At 36.0% G+C, this 18,628-nt stretch carries 20 protein-coding genes and 1 pseudogene; 13 read left to right on the top strand and 8 right to left on the bottom strand.

Annotated elements, in window-relative coordinates; all coding sequences use genetic code 11:
* Nucleotides 1–27: 27 nt before the first annotated feature.
* The 7 genes and pseudogenes from FBR08_RS01095 to FBR08_RS01070 form a co-directional block, all read right to left on the bottom strand.
* A complete protein-coding gene (locus FBR08_RS01095; RefSeq protein WP_158960832.1) occupies nucleotides 28–507 on the bottom strand; it encodes a GNAT family N-acetyltransferase in 480 nt (159 codons plus the stop codon).
* A 36-nt stretch (nucleotides 508–543) separates the two neighbouring features.
* Nucleotides 544–1,263 carry an SDR family NAD(P)-dependent oxidoreductase gene (locus FBR08_RS01090; protein ID WP_158960829.1) on the bottom strand — a complete coding sequence of 240 codons (720 nt, stop codon included), beginning with the start codon at nucleotides 1,261–1,263 and terminating at the stop codon, nucleotides 544–546.
* Nucleotides 1,264–1,372: 109 nt separating this feature from the next.
* The gene (locus tag FBR08_RS01085; RefSeq protein ID WP_158960827.1) at nucleotides 1,373–1,930 is read right to left on the bottom strand and encodes a DinB family protein; all 558 of its coding nucleotides are present in this window, start codon (nucleotides 1,928–1,930) and stop codon (nucleotides 1,373–1,375) included.
* Between the two features lie 53 nt (nucleotides 1,931–1,983).
* Nucleotides 1,984–2,079 (bottom strand): annotated as a pseudogene (locus FBR08_RS16830) (Crp/Fnr family transcriptional regulator); the annotation flags it as partial.
* Between the two features lie 186 nt (nucleotides 2,080–2,265).
* Nucleotides 2,266–2,412 carry a hypothetical protein gene (locus tag FBR08_RS16705; protein WP_199268618.1) on the bottom strand — a complete coding sequence of 49 codons (147 nt, stop codon included), beginning with the start codon at nucleotides 2,410–2,412 and terminating at the stop codon, nucleotides 2,266–2,268.
* Nucleotides 2,402–2,983 (bottom strand): zeta toxin family protein, encoded by a 582-nt coding sequence (locus FBR08_RS01075; RefSeq protein WP_158960825.1) that lies wholly within the window; start codon nucleotides 2,981–2,983, stop codon nucleotides 2,402–2,404. Before FBR08_RS01075 ends, FBR08_RS16705 begins: the two co-directional genes overlap by 11 nt.
* Nucleotides 2,984–3,203: 220 nt before the next feature.
* Nucleotides 3,204–3,740, bottom strand: coding sequence for a Crp/Fnr family transcriptional regulator (locus FBR08_RS01070; protein ID WP_158960822.1), 537 nt, complete (start codon nucleotides 3,738–3,740; stop codon nucleotides 3,204–3,206).
* Between the two features lie 203 nt (nucleotides 3,741–3,943).
* Here FBR08_RS01070 and FBR08_RS01065 point away from each other — a divergent pair, with 203 nt between their 5' ends.
* From FBR08_RS01065 to FBR08_RS01035, 7 genes are all read left to right on the top strand, one after another.
* On the top strand, nucleotides 3,944–5,068 hold the full coding sequence (locus FBR08_RS01065; protein WP_158960820.1) for a cysteine desulfurase family protein: 1,125 nt from the start codon (nucleotides 3,944–3,946) through the stop codon (nucleotides 5,066–5,068).
* Between the two features lie 149 nt (nucleotides 5,069–5,217).
* Nucleotides 5,218–6,390, top strand: a complete 1,173-nt coding sequence (locus FBR08_RS01060; RefSeq protein WP_158960816.1) for an AIR synthase related protein — start codon at nucleotides 5,218–5,220, stop codon at nucleotides 6,388–6,390.
* A gap of 1 nt (nucleotide 6,391) precedes the next feature.
* Nucleotides 6,392–6,808 carry a Holliday junction resolvase RuvX gene (ruvX, locus tag FBR08_RS01055; protein WP_158960813.1) on the top strand — a complete coding sequence of 139 codons (417 nt, stop codon included), beginning with the start codon at nucleotides 6,392–6,394 and terminating at the stop codon, nucleotides 6,806–6,808.
* An 87-nt stretch (nucleotides 6,809–6,895) separates the two neighbouring features.
* The gene (locus tag FBR08_RS01050) at nucleotides 6,896–8,392 is read left to right on the top strand and encodes a malate:quinone oxidoreductase (protein WP_158960810.1); all 1,497 of its coding nucleotides are present in this window, start codon (nucleotides 6,896–6,898) and stop codon (nucleotides 8,390–8,392) included.
* A 258-nt stretch (nucleotides 8,393–8,650) separates the two neighbouring features.
* Nucleotides 8,651–10,129, top strand: a complete 1,479-nt coding sequence (locus FBR08_RS01045; RefSeq protein ID WP_158960807.1) for a catalase — start codon at nucleotides 8,651–8,653, stop codon at nucleotides 10,127–10,129.
* An 87-nt stretch (nucleotides 10,130–10,216) separates the two neighbouring features.
* Nucleotides 10,217–10,621: a hypothetical protein gene (locus tag FBR08_RS01040; protein WP_158960804.1), complete on the top strand. Its 405-nt coding sequence runs from the start codon at nucleotides 10,217–10,219 to the stop codon at nucleotides 10,619–10,621.
* Entirely contained in the window at nucleotides 10,611–11,228 is a 618-nt protein-coding gene (locus tag FBR08_RS01035; RefSeq protein WP_158960801.1) for a hypothetical protein, read from the top strand. Before FBR08_RS01040 ends, FBR08_RS01035 begins: the two co-directional genes overlap by 11 nt.
* 31 nt (nucleotides 11,229–11,259) lie before the next feature.
* On the opposite strand, the gene FBR08_RS01030 is transcribed toward FBR08_RS01035, so the two are convergent.
* Nucleotides 11,260–11,832, bottom strand: coding sequence for a Crp/Fnr family transcriptional regulator (locus FBR08_RS01030; RefSeq protein ID WP_158960797.1), 573 nt, complete (start codon nucleotides 11,830–11,832; stop codon nucleotides 11,260–11,262).
* A gap of 561 nt (nucleotides 11,833–12,393) precedes the next feature.
* Between FBR08_RS01030 and bioB the strand changes: the two genes are divergently transcribed.
* From bioB to FBR08_RS01000, 6 genes are all read left to right on the top strand, one after another.
* A complete protein-coding gene (gene bioB, locus FBR08_RS01025) occupies nucleotides 12,394–13,377 on the top strand; it encodes a biotin synthase BioB (RefSeq protein WP_158960795.1) in 984 nt (327 codons plus the stop codon).
* Nucleotides 13,378–14,002: 625 nt separating this feature from the next.
* Nucleotides 14,003–14,449 carry a hypothetical protein gene (locus tag FBR08_RS01020; RefSeq protein ID WP_158960792.1) on the top strand — a complete coding sequence of 149 codons (447 nt, stop codon included), beginning with the start codon at nucleotides 14,003–14,005 and terminating at the stop codon, nucleotides 14,447–14,449.
* A gap of 64 nt (nucleotides 14,450–14,513) precedes the next feature.
* On the top strand, nucleotides 14,514–15,161 hold the full coding sequence (locus tag FBR08_RS01015) for an RDD family protein (protein WP_158960789.1): 648 nt from the start codon (nucleotides 14,514–14,516) through the stop codon (nucleotides 15,159–15,161).
* A gap of 174 nt (nucleotides 15,162–15,335) precedes the next feature.
* Nucleotides 15,336–16,466, top strand: a complete 1,131-nt coding sequence (locus FBR08_RS01010) for a sensor histidine kinase (protein ID WP_158960786.1) — start codon at nucleotides 15,336–15,338, stop codon at nucleotides 16,464–16,466.
* Between the two features lie 11 nt (nucleotides 16,467–16,477).
* Complete coding sequence (locus tag FBR08_RS01005) at nucleotides 16,478–17,233, top strand: LytR/AlgR family response regulator transcription factor (RefSeq protein WP_158960783.1); 756 nt, start codon at nucleotides 16,478–16,480, stop codon at nucleotides 17,231–17,233.
* Between the two features lie 144 nt (nucleotides 17,234–17,377).
* Nucleotides 17,378–18,574: an efflux RND transporter periplasmic adaptor subunit gene (locus FBR08_RS01000; protein ID WP_158960779.1), complete on the top strand. Its 1,197-nt coding sequence runs from the start codon at nucleotides 17,378–17,380 to the stop codon at nucleotides 18,572–18,574.
* Nucleotides 18,575–18,628 lie beyond the last annotated feature (54 nt).

Genomic DNA, 18,628 nt, shown 5'->3' with positions numbered 1-18,628 from the left:
TGAATTTCGCTAGAACAATAGCGAGTGTTATATGAGGTTTTTAAACATACAGTGTTGAGGACCTTTAACCCCTTGATAGGTTCTGCCGGAATCGCAATATCCTGTTTTAATGTACAAGTGATAGGCGTTTGTGTTTTCGTAATTTACTCCAAAAACGAGTTCTTGAATATCGACATAGTGTTTGTGGATCAAGTCTGGTAGTTGTAGAAGTGCGGCTTTTGCAATTCCCCTTCCCTGAAATTGAGGCATGATCGATAATGCGCGTAATAAAATGGATTGTGTATTTGTGGTGTAGAGGAGTCGATCATCGGATACATCCAAAGAGAAAAATCCCACAGGCTCTTGTTGATACAAAATACAATACTGCGTGCGCAATTTGTTGCTCATGATTGTTGGGTTGGTTAGAATGTATTTAGGTGTTAAGGCGAAAGCAGCTTGTTGTTCATCTAAATCATAAGAGGTCAAGGCCTCAAAATAATTAGGGTGATAGGGAACGAGGGTAATCATCTGACTTGGGAATTAAAGATTAGCTATTTTTGGGGGTTAACGCAATTGAGGAATCGAAATAGGGTGTTCCTCGAATAGTTTTTTCGACATGGAATCGGGATATATATCTAGCAATCCCTGTTCAAAATCATTGCATATGTTTTGAGCTAGGGCTGTTAGTGTAATTTTTTCTGCTTGTACATCAGCAGACATGGCAGAATCTACATAGCCCGGATAAACGCCAATCAACTCAATCGCATCTGTTGCTAATTCAGGACGCAGCGATTGGGTCAGTAGATGTGCCGCTGTTTTGGAAGTACAATAGGTGGCAATGCCCTTGATAACTGTGGCACTACCAACAGAAAGAATATTGAGAATCTGACTTCGTTTTTGCTGTTGTAAGATTGGTAAAAAGTGATTGATCATATAAATGACGCCAATATAGTTTATCTGCATCTCTAATAAAGCCTTTTTTCCCGCTTGTTCTCCGATGAAATCAGATTTTAATTCTACCCCGGCATTGTTGATTAAAAGATTGACATCCTGACACTGTACAACCGCTTTTTGTATGGAATTCTCATCTGTTACATCCAATAAAACGGGGAATAGATGGGAAGGAAAGGTAGACGCGAGTTGAGTCAATCGGTCAAAAGCTATACCAGTAACGTAGATTTTACGCGCTTTTCGGTTCAGCATTTCTTGAATCAGTGCTGTTCCTATTTCACCATCCGCCCCTGTTAGTAAAATTACTTTATCGTCAAATGTTCTTGAATGCATCGTTGTGTTTTTTAGTTGGGTCTATGCTATCTCCTAGTTTTATAGGTATAAAAGCTAGGGCAAGATAAACATAAATCGAGAAAGGAGATGCGTGAAAGAAAGGAAAATATTACGCGAATTCCCTTTGATTATTGACGATGTTTTGCGCTTGTTTTAGATGTCTTAAATTGTGAAATACAACAATTTTAAAGGTGTCTCCTAAGCGTAACTTGATCCATTTACTGATGGAAATTGACGTCTTGGTTTTGTTTAAATCCACTGTTTTCGCTTGTTCTAATAGTGCAATAAGGCTGTTTTGTTGTTGGATGAAAATCGATAATACTTCTCGGTCTACTTTGCTAGTACTGGGGTTCATGGATTTAAAGGTTTTCATTTTGTTGAGCTTGGCTTTTGGCAACATGCTTTTGGCAAAATAATTGCCCAAATACCCACTTTTGAATACCTTGGAGGGAGTCGTGTAAGGAGACGTGTTTATTTTGATGGTGATTTCAGGAATATAAAAATAACCATATCGATTCAGGTGCTCCATGCATTCTAAGATACTCCAACTAGCAGGTTGAGGCCTAGTAGAGAGTAGTGAATCGGGAAGTGCTTGAAACGCTTGTGCTTCGCGTTTAATTTGATGAGTTAGCTCTAGTAAGTTTGAAAGTAGCTTCGTCGTTTCCATTTTATTTTTTTGACAAAATTCACCCTAATTTTCAAGATAAATATTGATTCAAGTCAAGATTTCTTTAATCTAGATAGTGTTTCGGGCGACATGCCTAAATAAGTAGCAATGTATTTGTTTGGAATCTCTTGAAACAAGTGAGGGTTTCGTTAATGAAATTGCCAAGCATTTATGCTGTTCTTTAAAAAAAACTTTTAATAGGAATATGGAGAATAGCTGTGATAAAGGAAAATCGTAGAATCCACAAAAAAATGGAAACTATTGGTTTCATGTAATAGGTGTTAGATTTATAATTGAATATCTAACATAGTTCGATCTAAAAGTAGTATCGACCATTAAGGCTTAATATGAATGATTTTATTGTCTTTTAAAATTACAATTTCACTATTTTTCTCTTTTTTGAATTGAATCATTTTTTTATATGCTTCTTCAAGTCCAAGTAAAATCTTTTCTTTTTTTAGGTTTCTTGCTTCAGTTGTCATAATATTGTTTTAGGTAGTTAAATTTTTTTTCATTGTGAATAATAATATCTTTTCCAATTACTTTTTCTGCGATAAGAATAGGTGAGCCTTCAGAGTTATCAAAAATAAGAACTTCATCTACAATCTCCATATAAATTTGAAATAGATTTTGAATACCATTTAAGTATCTTCTTTCTATAACTTTTTCCGGTATATTGTGACCGCCTTCACTAACTCTTATTTTTACTCTTTCTTTTGCAAGATCAAAATTTTGTAACCAAAAGAATAGTAATGTTGAATAGTAGCCTGATTTTCTGACGTTTATTATTTTATGCTTGTACGTTTTAGATGATAATGTTGTTTCAAATGCAAAGCTTTTTTGATTTTGAAATAAATCATTTATTCTTGTAAGCATAATTCTCCCAGCCTCTACAGCAACTTTTTCAGGTTGAAAAGGTGATAGCCCTTTCGCAATCTCATCTGCATTGACAAATTCTTTACAATCCAATATTTCAGGCAATATAGTAAACGATGCTGTAGTTTTACCAGCACCATTACATCCTGCAATAATGTATACGTTTTTATCATTCATAGTACAAAGATATACTATATTTAGTTACTTGATATTTATCTTGTTAGGATAATTATATTTCACTAAAATAGGTTATTTGCCATAGAAATGAAAAGCAGAGCATTTAGGTAAGATAATTAGTGTGTATTTTTCAGAATCAGTGTATGATCTAAGCTTTTATAAGTAGGATTACATGTTTTAAGAAAATCATTTTATTCACATTTAAAAATATTGATTCAAGTCAAGATTTCTTCAATCTAGAAAGCGTTTCGGGCGACATGCCTAAATAAGTAGCAATGTATTTGTTTGGAATCTCTTGAAACAAGTGAGGACTGCGTTGTAAAACACGAATATAGCGTTCTTTGGGGGATTTGATAAGTAAATCTTTCTCGCGTTCCAGTTGTTGTAGAATTAAATTTTGTAAAAGAGAGTCCCACAGACTTTGATGATTGCTATTACTTCGTATAAATTCAAGGTAACGCTCTTTATGAATGACTTTTATCGTTGTTTTTTTTAGGGCTTGTATATAAAAATCTGTTGGTGTATGGGTGATAAAACTATCCAAGGCAGCAATGAAATTATGTCGATATCCAAATCGAACGATGTGTTCGCAATCATCTAGTATGATAGAGATTTTTAAACTACCTGTTTCGATATAGTAAACATTCGTATCCATAGTACCCGCAAGTGTTAGGTATTCATTTCGGTTTAGGGTGATTGTTTTATCCCAACAGTTAACTTGTTCTAGGTTGCTATAAAGGGCGGTAATGAGGTCCATCTTGATGTGTTTTATGGCAGGAGAAGATACGGTTAAAATCGTAAAAATAAAAAGATATCTTGGAGAAGATGATAATTATGGAAGTGATTTTTAGCATTATCTTTTTTGTTTTTATTACATTTGTATTCGAATAAAATAAATGACTTAGAAAGACGTTATTTCGTGTAAATGAAGTGACGAATCTCGCTACAACTAATTAAATAATGAAACAAATATATCTGGATAATGCCGCAACTACTTCTGTCCGACCAGAGGTAATTGAAGAAATGGTGAACGTATTGAGAAATGATTTTGGCAATCCCTCATCAACTTATTCAATCGGACGGCATGCGAAAGCATTAATTGAAGGGGCAAGAAAAACCATTGCCAAGCAATTTAATGTCAATTCTTCAGAGATTATTTTTACTTCTTGTGGAACAGAGGGAAACAACTGGATTTTACAGTCTGCTGTTCGCGATTTGGGAGTAAAGCGAATTATTACCACACAACTCGAACATCATGCCGTTTTAAATACAGTCAAGCATTTGGCTCAAGTATATGGAATTGAAGTGGTCTGCTTAACGATTAATCCCAACAGTGAAATCGACTATGTGCAATTGGAAAACCTCTTACAAGAGGACACTAAAACACTGGTGAGTTTGATGCACGTCAACAATGAGGTGGGAACGGAATTAGATTTGGAACGAGTGGCTCAGTTGTGTGTAACACACGAGGCTTTGTTTCACTGTGATACTGTACAATCTGTAGGAAAGAAAAGAATTGATTTAAGTGCGTTACCCATTGATTTTATCGTGGCGAGTGCACATAAATTTCACGGACCTAAAGGCATTGGATTTGCTTTTATCCGCAAGAAAAATGTTTTGAAACCTGTTATTTACGGTGGAGAGCAAGAAAAAGGACTGCGTGCAGGTACGGAAGGAGTACACCAAGTTGTTGGGATGGCTAAGGCTTTAGACATGGCGTATGATTTGTTAGAAGAAGAAAGTGCCTACATTGCCAACATCAAAGCGTATTGTCAAACGCGTTTGAAGGAAGTATACCCAGAAGTTAAATTCAACGGAAATAGCACAGGATTCTACAATATTCTGAATGTACTTTTACCCATGACACAAGAAAAAGCAGCCATGATGTTGTTTCAATTGGACATGAAGGGGATTGCGGTATCAAGAGGTAGCGCATGTCAGTCGGGAAGTCAAAAACCTTCGCACGTTTTAGCACAGTTCTTAAACGAGGAGGATTTGAAAAAACCAAGCCTAAGATTGTCATTCAGCCATGAAAATACGAAAGAAGAGATCGATCGATTAATTGAGCTTCTTCAAGAAATTTAAGAAAAAGAATCTACTAATTCAACTTAGTAGATTTTTTTGTTTTCCAATTGTTTAAAAAATAAATAAAAAAGAGGTAAAAAAATGTTAATGTAAAAAGCTTTGTTTTACAATAACATTCGCATTAAATTTGCACAAACAACACACTATTTATGAGTTCAAGTAATAGATACGCGCTTCGCGGAGTTTCTGCTGAGAAAGAAGATGTTCACAATGCAATAAAGAACATAGATAAAGGATTGTTTCCTAAAGCATTCTGTAAAATTATTCCCGATCACTTAACAGGGGATGAGGAATATTGTTTGATTATGCATGCGGATGGAGCAGGAACAAAATCGTCATTAGCTTATATGTACTGGAAAGAAACAGGAGACATTTCTGTTTGGAAAGGCATTGCTCAAGATGCCTTGATTATGAATATTGACGATTTATTGTGTGTAGGTGCAACAGATAATATCTTGTTGTCTAGCACAATTGGACGTAATAAAAATCTAGTTCCAGGTGAAGTGATTTCGGCTATCATCAACGGAACAGAAGAACTAATTGAAGAATTAAAATCATTTGGTGTAACGATTCACTCTACAGGTGGAGAAACAGCGGATGTGGGAGATTTAGTACGTACAATTATCGTGGATTCTACGGTTACAGCGCGTATGAAACGCAGTGATGTAATTGACAATGCCAATATCCAAGCGGGCGATGTTATTGTCGGATTGGAATCTTTTGGACAAGCAACCTACGAGAAAGGGTATAATGGAGGAATGGGAAGCAACGGACTTACTTCTGCACGTCATGATGTATTTGATCATTCTTTAGCTGCTAAATATCCTGAAAGTTATGATTCGTCTGTTCCAGAAGAATTAGTATATTCTGGAAAAGTTCAGTTGACAGATGCTGTTGCCAATGCGCCTATCGACGCGGGTAAATTAGTACTATCGCCAACGAGAACCTACGCGCCAATCATCAAAGCGATTTTAGATCAATATAAAGCGGATGATGTACACGGTATGATTCACTGTAGTGGTGGAGCACAAACTAAAATTTTACACTTTGTAGATCACCTACATATTATCAAAGACAATTTATTTGAAGTACCTCCTTTGTTTCAATTGATACAAGAACAATCCAAAACAGATTGGAAAGAAATGTATCAGGTATTCAACTGTGGACACCGCATGGAATTATACGTAAATCCTGCTATTGCGGATGATATCATTGCATTGGCTCAGTCATTTAATGTAAGAGCACAAATTGTCGGACGTGTAGAAGCTTCAGCAGATAAGAAATTAACGATTCAATCCACATACGGGACATTTACTTACTAAAATGGGACGTTTACTAGCTATTGATTTTGGTCAAAAAAGAACCGGTATCGCTGTAACAGATGAGTTGCAAATTATTGCATCAGGCTTAACTACGGTGTCTACCAGTGAATTAATGTCTTTTTTGAAAGATTATTTTCAGAAGGAAAAAGTAGATCGAGTAATTATTGGTGAACCGAAGCGCTTGAATAATGAGCCCTCAGAGGTAACGCCAATTTTAAATGAGTTTATTGCTGCCTTTACTAAGACTTTTCCCACGATGCCTGTGGAGCGTATTGACGAGCGCTTTACCTCTAAAATGGCCTTTCAAACCATGATTGATAGTGGCTTAAGGAAAAAACAAAGACAGAACAAAGCTTTGATTGACGAAATCGCAGCCACCATCATTTTACAAGATTATATGGGACGCAATGCGATTTAATTCGTTCTTTTTTAAAAATTTAGCATGAAAAAACTGTTTTTCCTGTAGATAAAAATTAATTTTGCATATAAATAAATATTCGATATAATGTCAAGTATACAAAAATCTGAGGTTGATGTTGTTTTGGTAGGAGCTGGAATCATGAGCGCTACGCTTGGGATCTTACTAAAAGAATTAAATCCGAACCTAAAAATCGAAATCTTAGAGCGTTTAGATCGCGCTGCGGCTGAGAGTTCAGACGCAATGAATAATGCAGGTACAGGACACTCTGCATTTTGTGAATTAAACTATACACCAGAAAAAGCTGATGGTAGCATTGATGCAACAAAAGCAATTAGCATTGTTGAGCAATTTGAAGTGTCAAGGCAGTTCTGGTCATACTTGGTAAAAAAGAATGTATTAAAAGACCCTCGTAAATTTATCAATTCGGTACCGCATATGAGTTTCGTATGGGGAAAAGATAACGTAAGTTTCTTAGAGAAAAGATATAACGAGCTTCAAAAGTATCCCTTGTTTCACGGAATGGAGTTTTCCAAAGAAGAGGACCAAATTAAAACGTGGGCGCCTTTGTTAATGGAAGAAAGAAAACTAGACGATGTATATGCCGCTACGTATATGCCAATCGGAACAGATGTGAACTTTGGAGAATTAACAAGAGAGATTTTTGATCACTTGACAACGGAAGATGGCGTAAATGTGCACTTCAATAATCAAGTGACAGACATCAAGCGAAAAGGCGACAAATGGAGCATTACTGCAAAAGATGAGAAAACAGGAGAACAGCGAAAAGTAAAAGCAAAATTCGTATTCGTAGGTGCGGGTGGTGGAGCAATCTTATTGTTGCAAAAAGCAGATATTCCTGAAAGTAAAGGATATGGTGGTTTCCCAGTTGGTGGAGAATGGCTGGTGTGTAGCAATCCGAAGATTGTGCAAAAACACATGGCTAAAGTGTATGGAAAAGCATCAGTAGGTGCACCTCCTATGTCTGTGCCCCACTTAGATACACGCTTTATCGATGGCAAACACTCACTGTTGTTTGGCCCTTATGCAGGTTTCTCAACAAAATTTTTGAAAAGAGGATCCAATCTAGATTTATTTAAATCACTAGAGCTAAATAATATCGGCCCGATGCTAGGAGCGGGAATGCGCAACCTCGATTTGACAAAATACTTAATCGGACAAGTGTTACAATCGGATAAATCAAGATATGAAGCGCTGAGAGAATACTTCCCTGATGCACAAGAGGAAGATTGGAAAGTAGAACACGCCGGACAACGTGTACAGGTAATCAAAAGAGATAAAGACGGAAAGGGAATTTTACAATTCGGAACTGAAGTAGTGAATGCCGCTGATGGTTCTATTGCCGCTTTATTGGGCGCTTCTCCAGGAGCCTCAACAGCAACCGCTATTATGTTGAAATTACTAGCCAATTGCTTCCCTACTGAATTCAATTCACCAGAATGGAAAAGTAAATTCAAAGAGATGATTCCTTCTTATGGACTTAAATTGAATGAACACCCAGAAATGGTGGCAGATATTAGAGAAAACTGTTCTAAAGTTTTGAGGATTTTTCCAAATAACTAAAGAACAATATATAATACAAAAAGCATCTTTATTTTTATAAAGATGCTTTTTTTGTTTGTTGTTTGTTGACAGTTGATTCAACGAACACCAAACACTAAACAACACCTCACTCCCTAACTATCGTTTTTAATTATCGTTTTTTATTTTATAATAGATTTTATTTATTCTTTCATAATAGATAGATATCATAAGACCTAGGGTAAGGATTTGATAATTAGTATATTTGAAATACAAATGAACGAAATAAAGTACAAGACTATGGAAAACAAAAAATTGACAACCGCTTCGGGAAGACCTTACGTAGAACATGAAAATTCGATGACAGCAGGAGAAAGAGGACCTGTATTGTTACAAGATTACATCTTGCATGAGAAAATGGCGCATTTTAATCGTGAGCGCATTCCAGAGCGCGTGGTACACGCAAAAGGTTCAGGAGCTTATGGAACGTTTACCGTTACGAATGATATTACTCCTTATACGAAGGCTAAACTTTTTAGTGAAGTAGGGAAACAAACGAAAGTATTCTTGCGTTTCTCAACCGTAGGGGGAGAAAAGGGATCGGCAGATTCAGAGCGCGATCCACGTGGATTTGCTCTTCGATTTTATACAGAAGATGGAAACTGGGATGTAGTAGGAAACAACACGCCTGTTTTCTTTATTAAGGATGCGAAGAAGTTTAGCGACTTTATTCATACGCAAAAACGCCATCCGCAGACCAACTTAAAATCTGCAACGATGATGTGGGATTTCTGGTCGTTGAACCCGGAGAGTTTACACCAAGTGTTGATTTTAATGTCTGACAGAGGAACTCCTTATGGTTATAGACATATGAATGGATATGGAAGTCATACCTTCTCGATGATTAATGCAGAAAATGAGCGCGTATATGTGAAATTCCACTTCAAAACAGCCCAAGGAATTAAAAATCTAACAGGACCAGAAGCAGATCAAATGCGTACAGCAGATATGGATTATGCACAACGCGATTTGTTTGAGCATATTGAAAAAGGAGCATTTCCAAAGTGGAATTTGAAAATTCAAGTGATGACGGAAGCGGAGAGTCGTGTAGCAAAAGTAAATCCATTTGATGTAACTAAAGTATGGCCACACAAAGATTATCCATTAGTTGATGTAGGAGTGTTGGAGTTGAATGAAAACCCGCAGAATTACTTCCAAGACGTTGAACAAGCAGCTTTTGCACCTACACATATCGTTGATGGAATTGGATTTTCTCCAGATCGTATGTTGCAAGGACGTATTTTATCTTATCCCGATGCACAACGCTACCGCTTAGGCGCTAACTACGAGCAAATTCCAGTAAACCGCTGCCCGTTTGCAACGAATAACTACCAACGTGATGGAGCCATGCGCATCGACGGAAATGGAGGAAGTGAACCAAACTATTATCCAAACAGTTTTGACAACATCGTGGTGGATCAAAGTTACAAAGAACCAGCTTTAGACTTAGGAGAACACGTTGTTGCAGATCACTATGATCGAAATGGAGTAGGAGAAGATGATCACTTTACGCAACCAGGTAATTTATACCGCATTATGACTGAAGAAGCAAAAGCGAATACCGTAAGTAATATTGTAGGCGCAATGAGCGGTATCGATGGACCAAAACGCGAAGAAATTATCTTCCGTCAATTGTGCCATTGGTTTAGAGCCGATGCAGATTTGGGAATGCGAATTGCCAAAGGATTACAAGTGGATGTGAGTCAATTTATGAAATAAACTATATTATAGGGGTGTGAAAAAGGAAATACAGGTCTGTATTTCCTTTTTTATTATTATATTGTCTTAAATTTAAGTTAAAGCTCTATGAGGATATTCGTCTTGTGTTTTTTATTCGTTTGCGTTCTACTGTCCTGTGTAGATGAACGTTACTATGATGGAAAGGAGCGATATGTAGTCACAGGGATTATAGTCAACGATAACAAACCTCTTGCAAATGCTGAAGTGAATATTGTGAGTGTTGATTGGGTAGAGGGAAAAGAGATAGTAGATTTAAGGCGGGTGTATCCAAGAGATTATCACGTAGTAAATTCAATTTATACGGAGGCAGACGGATCGTTTAAGCTAGGTTTTCCTGGCGGGAAATACCTGTATTTACTCCTAGTTAATAACTACGAACAAGTAGTGGTAAATGGTGTAGATAACAAGGGAAACTACTTGTTTCATTTAGGTACAATTGACGTTGCTAAACCAATCTCCAATGAAGAATAGAAAGACTAAAGATACAATTGCGTGTTTTTTCCTACTTTTTTTAGTAGGGTGGAGTAGTTATGCACAAGAAACACAAGCGAAGAGTAAAGTGGTATGGTTTCGCAATACGAGTGTGGTTTTTTCGAATTCATTTTACATGGGAAACAACATGATTGCGGATGCACATCGAACACACAATATGGGATTTGAAGTTAAGCTGGGGATAATTCGATATCAGAATATAGGATTAAATTTATTTGCAGGATCTACTGGTTTGCGAGTTAAAAACAGGCAAATGATTGGCAAAGTCGATAATTCAACCCAATCTAAGGGTGGAGCAAGTCTTTACTATTTCTGGGAGGTAAGCCCTCAAAGTACATTGAAGCCAGAAATTGGAATTTATGATTCATCGTTTCGATCATCTTCTAGTAGTGAGAAAATTGAATCTATGTCAGGCCTTGGTTATTTGATTGGAACCGAATATCAATATGACATCACCAAGGGGTTTCGGGCGGTTGTAGGATTGCATTACCATTGGAATAAGTACAATGTTAGAACAGCTCCTCAATATAAAAATTATTTCAAACAAGCCCAGTATTTTCAACTATCTATTGGGGTGAACTTTTAGTAATAAGAGGATGACAATAAACTTATACTCTTTATTCTTCCCCATTTATTTTCTTTAAAGCGCGATTTAGCGTTCGCGTGGTAATTCCTAAATAAGAAGCCATATCCTCTTTAGAGATATTGACTTGATTTTTCTCTTGCAGGACTAATAGTTTTTCAAGCGCATGTTCTACCGTATACAACTGTTGAAAAGAAGCTCGCTCACTAGTGTGGTATACGCGTAAGGCTTCGACAGATAATAACACGTTGTTGAAGGTGATATCCGTTTTTAATAGATGATCAAAAATAGATAAGGGAATTACATAGGCCTCTACATAAGATAGGGCCTCTACGGAACACAAACACGGCATTTTTCCCAAATATTCAATTTCTCCCATAATTTCTCCTCGACTCAGAAATTCGGGAATGTATTCCTTTCCGTTTTCTTCCGTGATATAACATTTCGTTATTCCCTCTCGGATCACAATAATCTTGGTGATTTGTTCTCCTTGCGTGAGTATGATGTCTTTGGGACTGTATTGGATCAATTGTATTTTATCTGCTATAATGTCTTTATGGGCAATCGATTCAATATAGGATAAAAAATCAAGATTTATTCTTAACATATATTTATCATTAGAAGGACAAATGTCCTAGAGTAGATTCAAATTAATGTGGAATTTTGTTTTGTTCAAATGTAGAGAATTTAATCTTAGCGATGTGTTGTGTTAAGATAGATTTAAACATAATGAACAACAAATAAGCTAACAAAAATACAAGTTATTTTAAAAACAGAAGAAGTGTGTGTAAGTGATAAAAAAAATCTTCTGTTTTTAAAACTATAAAATATCGTGTTGACGTGTACTTGATACACGCGTAGCTTTGTGTTGATTTTCAAATGATAATTTGAAAAGTAAAAGTGTGGTTAGATTAAAAAAAGAAGTCCCTGATAAAGGGACTTCTTTTTTTTTTGCTTTTTTGTGTTTTTGTTTTTTGTGAAGTTGTAAGATTCATCGATTAAAGGAGAGTTTTTTTTACTTTTCACAACTTTGCAAAAAAACAAAAAAGCCACTTCACAGTCTCGCTTCTCTCTCAAAACTGGTCTAGTTGTTATCTTTAAACCGGATGACCTCAACCAGTGGCATCCATTCTATTTTTGCGGCTTAACTAATAAGACAAATAAGAAGATGGAAGAAAGTAAAGCGCCAATCCGAAATAATTGGACCTCAGACGAAATACAAGCCATTTATGATTCGCCGATGATGGAACTCGTATACCGTGCAGCAACAGTTCACCGACAATATTACAACCCACTGGAGGTTCAGGTAAGCACCTTGCTTTCCATAAAAACAGGAGGTTGCCCAGAAGATTGTTCGTATTGTGGGCAAGCTGCTCGTTATCATACCGATATTAAGGTGCAACGCTTATTGCCATTGGAAACGGTTTTGGCTCATGCAAAGAAGGCTAAATCCAATGGATCTTCTCGTTTCTGTATGGCCGCTGCTTGGCGGGAGGTTCGCGATAATCGCGATTTTGATAAAGTGATTGACATGGTAAAAGGGGTAAATGCAATGGATATGGAGGTTTGCTGTACCTTGGGAATGTTGACGGATGACCAGGCAAAGCGTTTGCAAGAAGCCGGACTATACGCCTACAATCACAATATTGATACTTCAGAAAGTCATTATAAAGACATTATTTCTACTCGTACCTATGATCAACGTTTAAATACCATTAATTCAGTTCGAAAGGCAGGAATTACAGTTTGTTCAGGAGGAATTATAGGTCTAGGTGAAACCGATCAAGATCGAATTGCGATGTTGTTGACGTTGGCTACCATGGATAAACATCCTGAATCCGTGCCAATTAATGCGTTAGCTCGTGTAAAAGGTACACCCATGGAGAATCTGCCTAAAACAGATGTATGGGAAATGGTGCGTATGATTGCCACAACTCGAATTGTAATGCCCGCAACAAGGGTTCGCTTAAGCGCAGGGCGATTAGAGATGAATGAAGCAGAGCAAGGATGGTGCTTTTTAGCTGGAGCAAACTCTATTTTTGCAGGAGAAGAACAAACATTACTCGTAACGCCGAACCCCTCTTTAAGTGAAGACCAACAATTGTTTCAAAAACTGGGGTTAAAACCCATGAATTTGACCCAAAAAAAGTAGTAGAAATAGGTATAGATATCCTGTGAATAAAAAAATAAGTAAAAAATGTCCTTTTTTTTGTACAAAAGGGACATTTTTTTATTAGTCGCATTTTGTGTTTTTTTAGTACAATATTGCAAGTATTAGTCAGATTGATTTACCGTAATTCTGAAGGTTTTCTTCTTGTGTTATCAAATGTTTATCGCTCCTTTTCTTTTTCAAGAAAGGAACCAAAAAAGATACAATATGTTAACAAAATGGTAAAATAGAGGCTTTTTTAAAGTTTTAAGGGGATAAGGGGTTGATTTTAAGCGAGCTGGAATCTGGAGGAATTGTTCTACCTTAAATAGCTGTAAAGTATCGTAAATACTGATGATATTTGTCATTTTTGCCTCTAAAATTATCCGATACTTTTGCAACTAGTTAATGATTAAGAAAGACGTCTTTTAAGAATTTAATTTATTGTTTTAACTTTTAATGTTTAGTATGAGTGTTTAATTGTATTAAAATTTAATTTATCTTATAAAAATTAGTAAAAAAATTATTTGTTAAGGTTTTTTTATTAAATTAGATACGATGAAATATTGAATTAGTTTAAAACAAAAATTAAAAGTAACTGTTGTTTAACCCCTTAATAGACTATGTTATGAAAAATGTTTTTAAATGGATGTTGGCTGTTGTAGTTTCAGTCAGTCTTGGATCGGTACTAATGAGTTGTAGTAGTGATGAGCGTAATAACGAAATGGAAATTAATTCTGTTAAATCGTTAAAGAATAGTAGTTTGGAAAAGAATTGGATTGCTGCTCATTTTGTTTTTGATGAATCGTGTAAAGGAGCCAAACGCTTGGCTTATCAACTATCATCTGTGCACATTGTGTTAAAAGAGAACACATTTAAAGCTGTAGATAAGTATAGCTTGAGTGAGGATGAAGGTTCTTGGAAATTAGAAGGTGATTTGATTTACATGTCAAGTGCAAGTTTTGGTGAGAATGTTCAATTTAAAATTAAAGAATTAAAAAACAATGAGTTAATCGTTGAGGTATTGAATCACGATGATTTAAAAGAAATTGAACTAGTTACTTTTGACAAATAAAATAATCGGAACATATGGTGAAGATAAAAAATGCTTTTGTATGTTTACATAAAGAAATAAAGCTATGAATACAGCGTTTTTTATCGTTCGCAACAGTCAAAAACAAGGACCTTATACGAAAAGCGAACTGATCGAAATTGGAATTGCCGTGCATACCTTGGTATGGTACGAAGGTTTGTCCAATTGGACAGAAGCAAGGTACATAGAGGAGTTGAAAGATATTTTTCAATTCAAACCGATGTACGTAGAGGCCGGAAATAGCACTTCAATGTATGAAGAGAAAGTGGGTAATGTTCTATATCATGCGGATAAGAATTACGTTACACTTTTTACTCCACAAGGTGAAATCTATTTTGAATATGCTAGTTTTGGAGAGCGATTAATCGCTTTGTTGTTAGACCGATTAATTTGTTTGTTTGCGAGTATTATTCCAATTGTAGGGCCTTGGTTGTACTATGCTTTATTGCATTCCAGTGACGAACAAGCAACACTTGGACAGCGTGCCATGAATATTAGATGCCTGAGTATGGAGGGCAATCGCATTGATTTTGGCCAAGCTACAGGACGATTTTTTATGTCAATTATCTCTTCTTTGATCTTTTTTATTGGTTATTTCTTATTCTTCGGAAATGATAAAAAACAAACCCTCCACGATAGCGTTGCTAAAACCATCGTTGTGAAAGAGATAGGCAGAAAATTGTATAATTTCTAAAAAAAAATAAAGAAGAAAAGCTAGCGCAATACGCTAGCTTTTTTTTTATCTATTTGTACTCAAATGGAAATCTAAGATACAGTTGTACATTTGTACGATTCAACGCATAATTATTCCTGTTGGGTTATTAATCTCTGCGTTTCAGTAAAAAGACACTTACTTTTGGCAACAAATATGGAAAGAAGTATAGAAAAAAATAGTATTGACCAATCGCTATTTACAAAGCATTATCGGCTAGTTGTCATACCAGCTGTTTTTGTATTGTATCTATTTTCTCACTTTTTGTTAAACCCATACGATCCCGAATGGTATACTACCGTGGATGTAGAAGGCTTTTGGCAGACTGGAATTATGATTCTGGTTTATTGTACTTTGATTAGTGAAATTAGTTTGCGATTAAGCCATGTTTTGAATAAGATATTGCCTTGGACAAAATACGCTACTTGGCGCGTAGTGGTTCAATTGGTGTTGTTGATTCTCTTTATTTTTATTGTTTACTGTATCCTCAATGTCGCTTATCTGTTTTGCTTACCTGATGAACCAGGAGAGATTTTGGATTTGGAAGCTAAAATTGACATTTGGCAATCCTTGTTGATTAGCATTAATACGGGTATTTTTATTAGTGTCATTCACACGGGATATTTCTTAATTAAGAACTGGAAAAATTCAATGATGGATGCCGCTGAATTAAAACTTAAAGCGGAGCAATTGGAGCGCATTGCGAGTCAGGCTGAATTGGAAACGCTAAAAATGCAATTGGATCCTCATTTTTTGTTCAATAACTTTAGTACGTTATCTGAATTGGTTATAGAAGATCAGCAAGTCGCTATTAAGTTTATCGATAATCTGGCTTTAGTTTATCGCTATATGCTTTCGAATGCCAGAAAAAATACAATCAGCCTAAAGGAAGAAATTAGCTTTGTAGAATCTTATTTTTATTTGATTAAAGAGCGAATGGGACGCAAAGTAGAGTTGAAGATTGAGATTCCAGAAGTCGTGCAAAATACACAAGCAGTAGCACCTATCGCCTTGCAATTATTAGTTGAAAATGCAGTGAAACACAACACAGCTTCCAAAGAGCATCCGTTGACTATTCACATAAAAGTAGTGGATCAATATGTAGTTGTTCGCAATAATTTACAAAAATTGATGGTAGAATTGCCTTCTTCTAAGGTAGGGTTAGATAATATTGTAGATCGCTATCGTTTGTTGAGTAAATTAGACGTAGAAATAACAAGTACTACAGAATCATTTATCGTAAAATTGCCCTTATTAGCGAGTAGGGAACGAAAACATACAAATTAAAAATTTGGAATATGAATGTATTGATTGTTGAAGATGAAGAAAGAAATGCAAATAAACTCATGCGTCTCTTGCATCAAATAGACCCCACTATAGCAGTATTAGCTGTGGTTGAAGGAATACAGTCGGCAGTAAGTTGGCTGCAAACACATGATGATCCAGATCTAATCTTTATGGATATTCGCCTTGAAGATGGACTTTGTTTCGAAATATTTGAGCAAGTTCAAGTGGATATCCCTGTTATCTTTACCACGTCTTATGATGAATATGCCCTAAAAGCGTTTAAGGTGAATAGTATTGACTACCTGATGAAACCCGTTCAGGAAGAAGACTTAATCCAAGCATTAACTAAATATGAAAGCTTGAATTCCGCGGGATTAAGTGATTCCATCAAACATATTTTAGGTAGTTTAAACAAAAAAGAAGTGGTGTATCGTTCTCGTTTTTTAATACCGTATAAAGATGGATTTAAAACCGTTAAAGTAGAAGAAATAGCGTATATCTATTCTGAATTGAAGATTACCCATTTGGTATTGAAAGACAAAAGTGTAATTATAGTTGGTCAAACGATGGAGGAAGTAGAAGAGGAAGTAGATCCACAATCTTTTTTTAGGGCCAATAGACAGCATATTTTGCACATTGACAGTATCCACAATATCCAAAATTACTATAATGGAAAACTTAAGGTTACTTTAATCCAAGACCCTCAAAGGGAAATTATCATAAGCCGAGAAAAGGCTCCTATATTTAAAAATTGGTTGAACTCATAAGGCTACTTCGGTAGCTTTTTTTATTGACTCCCGACAGATTAGTTCAGGGTTTCGACGTTTCAGTACCTAATTTTTACACTTCAAAATAAAAAAAAAGAGATGAGGTATCAATTTTTTCATTTTTGTTGTGTAATATGAAATTTTATGAATAGAATTTTTAGAAACCTTAGGGTATTGTCTTATGTAGGGCTAACAGTATTTGCTCTAGTTACTGCAGTAGGATGTAAGCAAACGGCAAATGATCAAGCGGCAATGGCTGGTAATGTAGAAGTCAAAACAGAGGTTGTAGAACGTGGAGATGCAGAAGTTGTACATAGCTATACCGCTTCTTTACAAGGAAAGGTTAATGTTGAAGTCCGTGCACAAGCTTCAGGTTACATCAATAAAATTGTAGTTAAAGAAGGAAGTTATGTCAAAAAAGGACAAGCCTTATTTTTTATTGATCCACAACCTTATCAGATTAAATTACAAAATGCAGAAGCGACAGTAAAGGCAGCAGCTGCAGCATTGGTTCATGCGCAATTAGAGCAAGATAAAGTAAAATCACTAGTTGAAAATAAATTTGTATCTCCCATACAATTGCAAACGGCAAATGCGGCTTTAGATAGTGCAAAAGCGTTAGTGGCACAGGCAAAAGCAGCCGTTGCAGAAGCAAGATTGAATTTGAGTTACTGTACGGTTGTAGCTCCAGTTGATGGATTTTTAGGAAGAATACCAAAATTAGTAGGAAACTTAGTTACGGCAGGTGAGGCTGAGCCTTTGACAACGATGTCCGATATTTCACAGATTTACGCCTATTTTTCCGTAACAGAGTCGGATTACTTTGATCTGATTAAAGGAAGCAAGGGCGAACAAGAGGTGTTGCCAATGGATATTGAATTGAAGTTGAGCAATGGTGATACTTACCCATTGAAAGGAAAAGTGGATATGATTAATGGTGAATTCGACAAGGCAACTAATGCGTTAAGCGTGCGTGCGGTATTTGAGAATCCCGAAAAATTATTGAGAAACGGAGGAACAGGTATTGTGCGTTTAGTCGCTAATAAAAGGGATGTCTTACAAATTCCCATTGCTGCGACTAGGGACTTACAGAATAAGGTTTTTGCCTATGTACTTGGAAAAGAGAATCAAGTAGAACAGAGACAATTGCAAATAGTAGGTAAAAATCTGCATACGTATTTTGTTCAAGGAGGTGTTGAAAGTGGAGAAACCATTGTTACAACAGGGTTAGATAAGATTGCAGATGGCGATAAAGTACAACCGCTAGCCCCTTCATCGAACAAGCAAATTAGCGCTGTAAAAAGCGAGGAGCAAGCAACGCGAGACGCCTCTGTTTTATAACGCTATTTCTTACCACAAAAAACAAACAACAAACAACAAAATTCAATTTAACAA

It is taken from the genome of Myroides fluvii (assembly GCF_009792295.1).
GTDB classification, from domain to species: Bacteria; Bacteroidota; Bacteroidia; order Flavobacteriales; family Flavobacteriaceae; genus Flavobacterium; species Flavobacterium fluvii_A.
The sequence above is the reverse complement of the archived record's forward strand: the minus strand, read 5'-3'. Positions and strand labels throughout refer to the sequence as shown.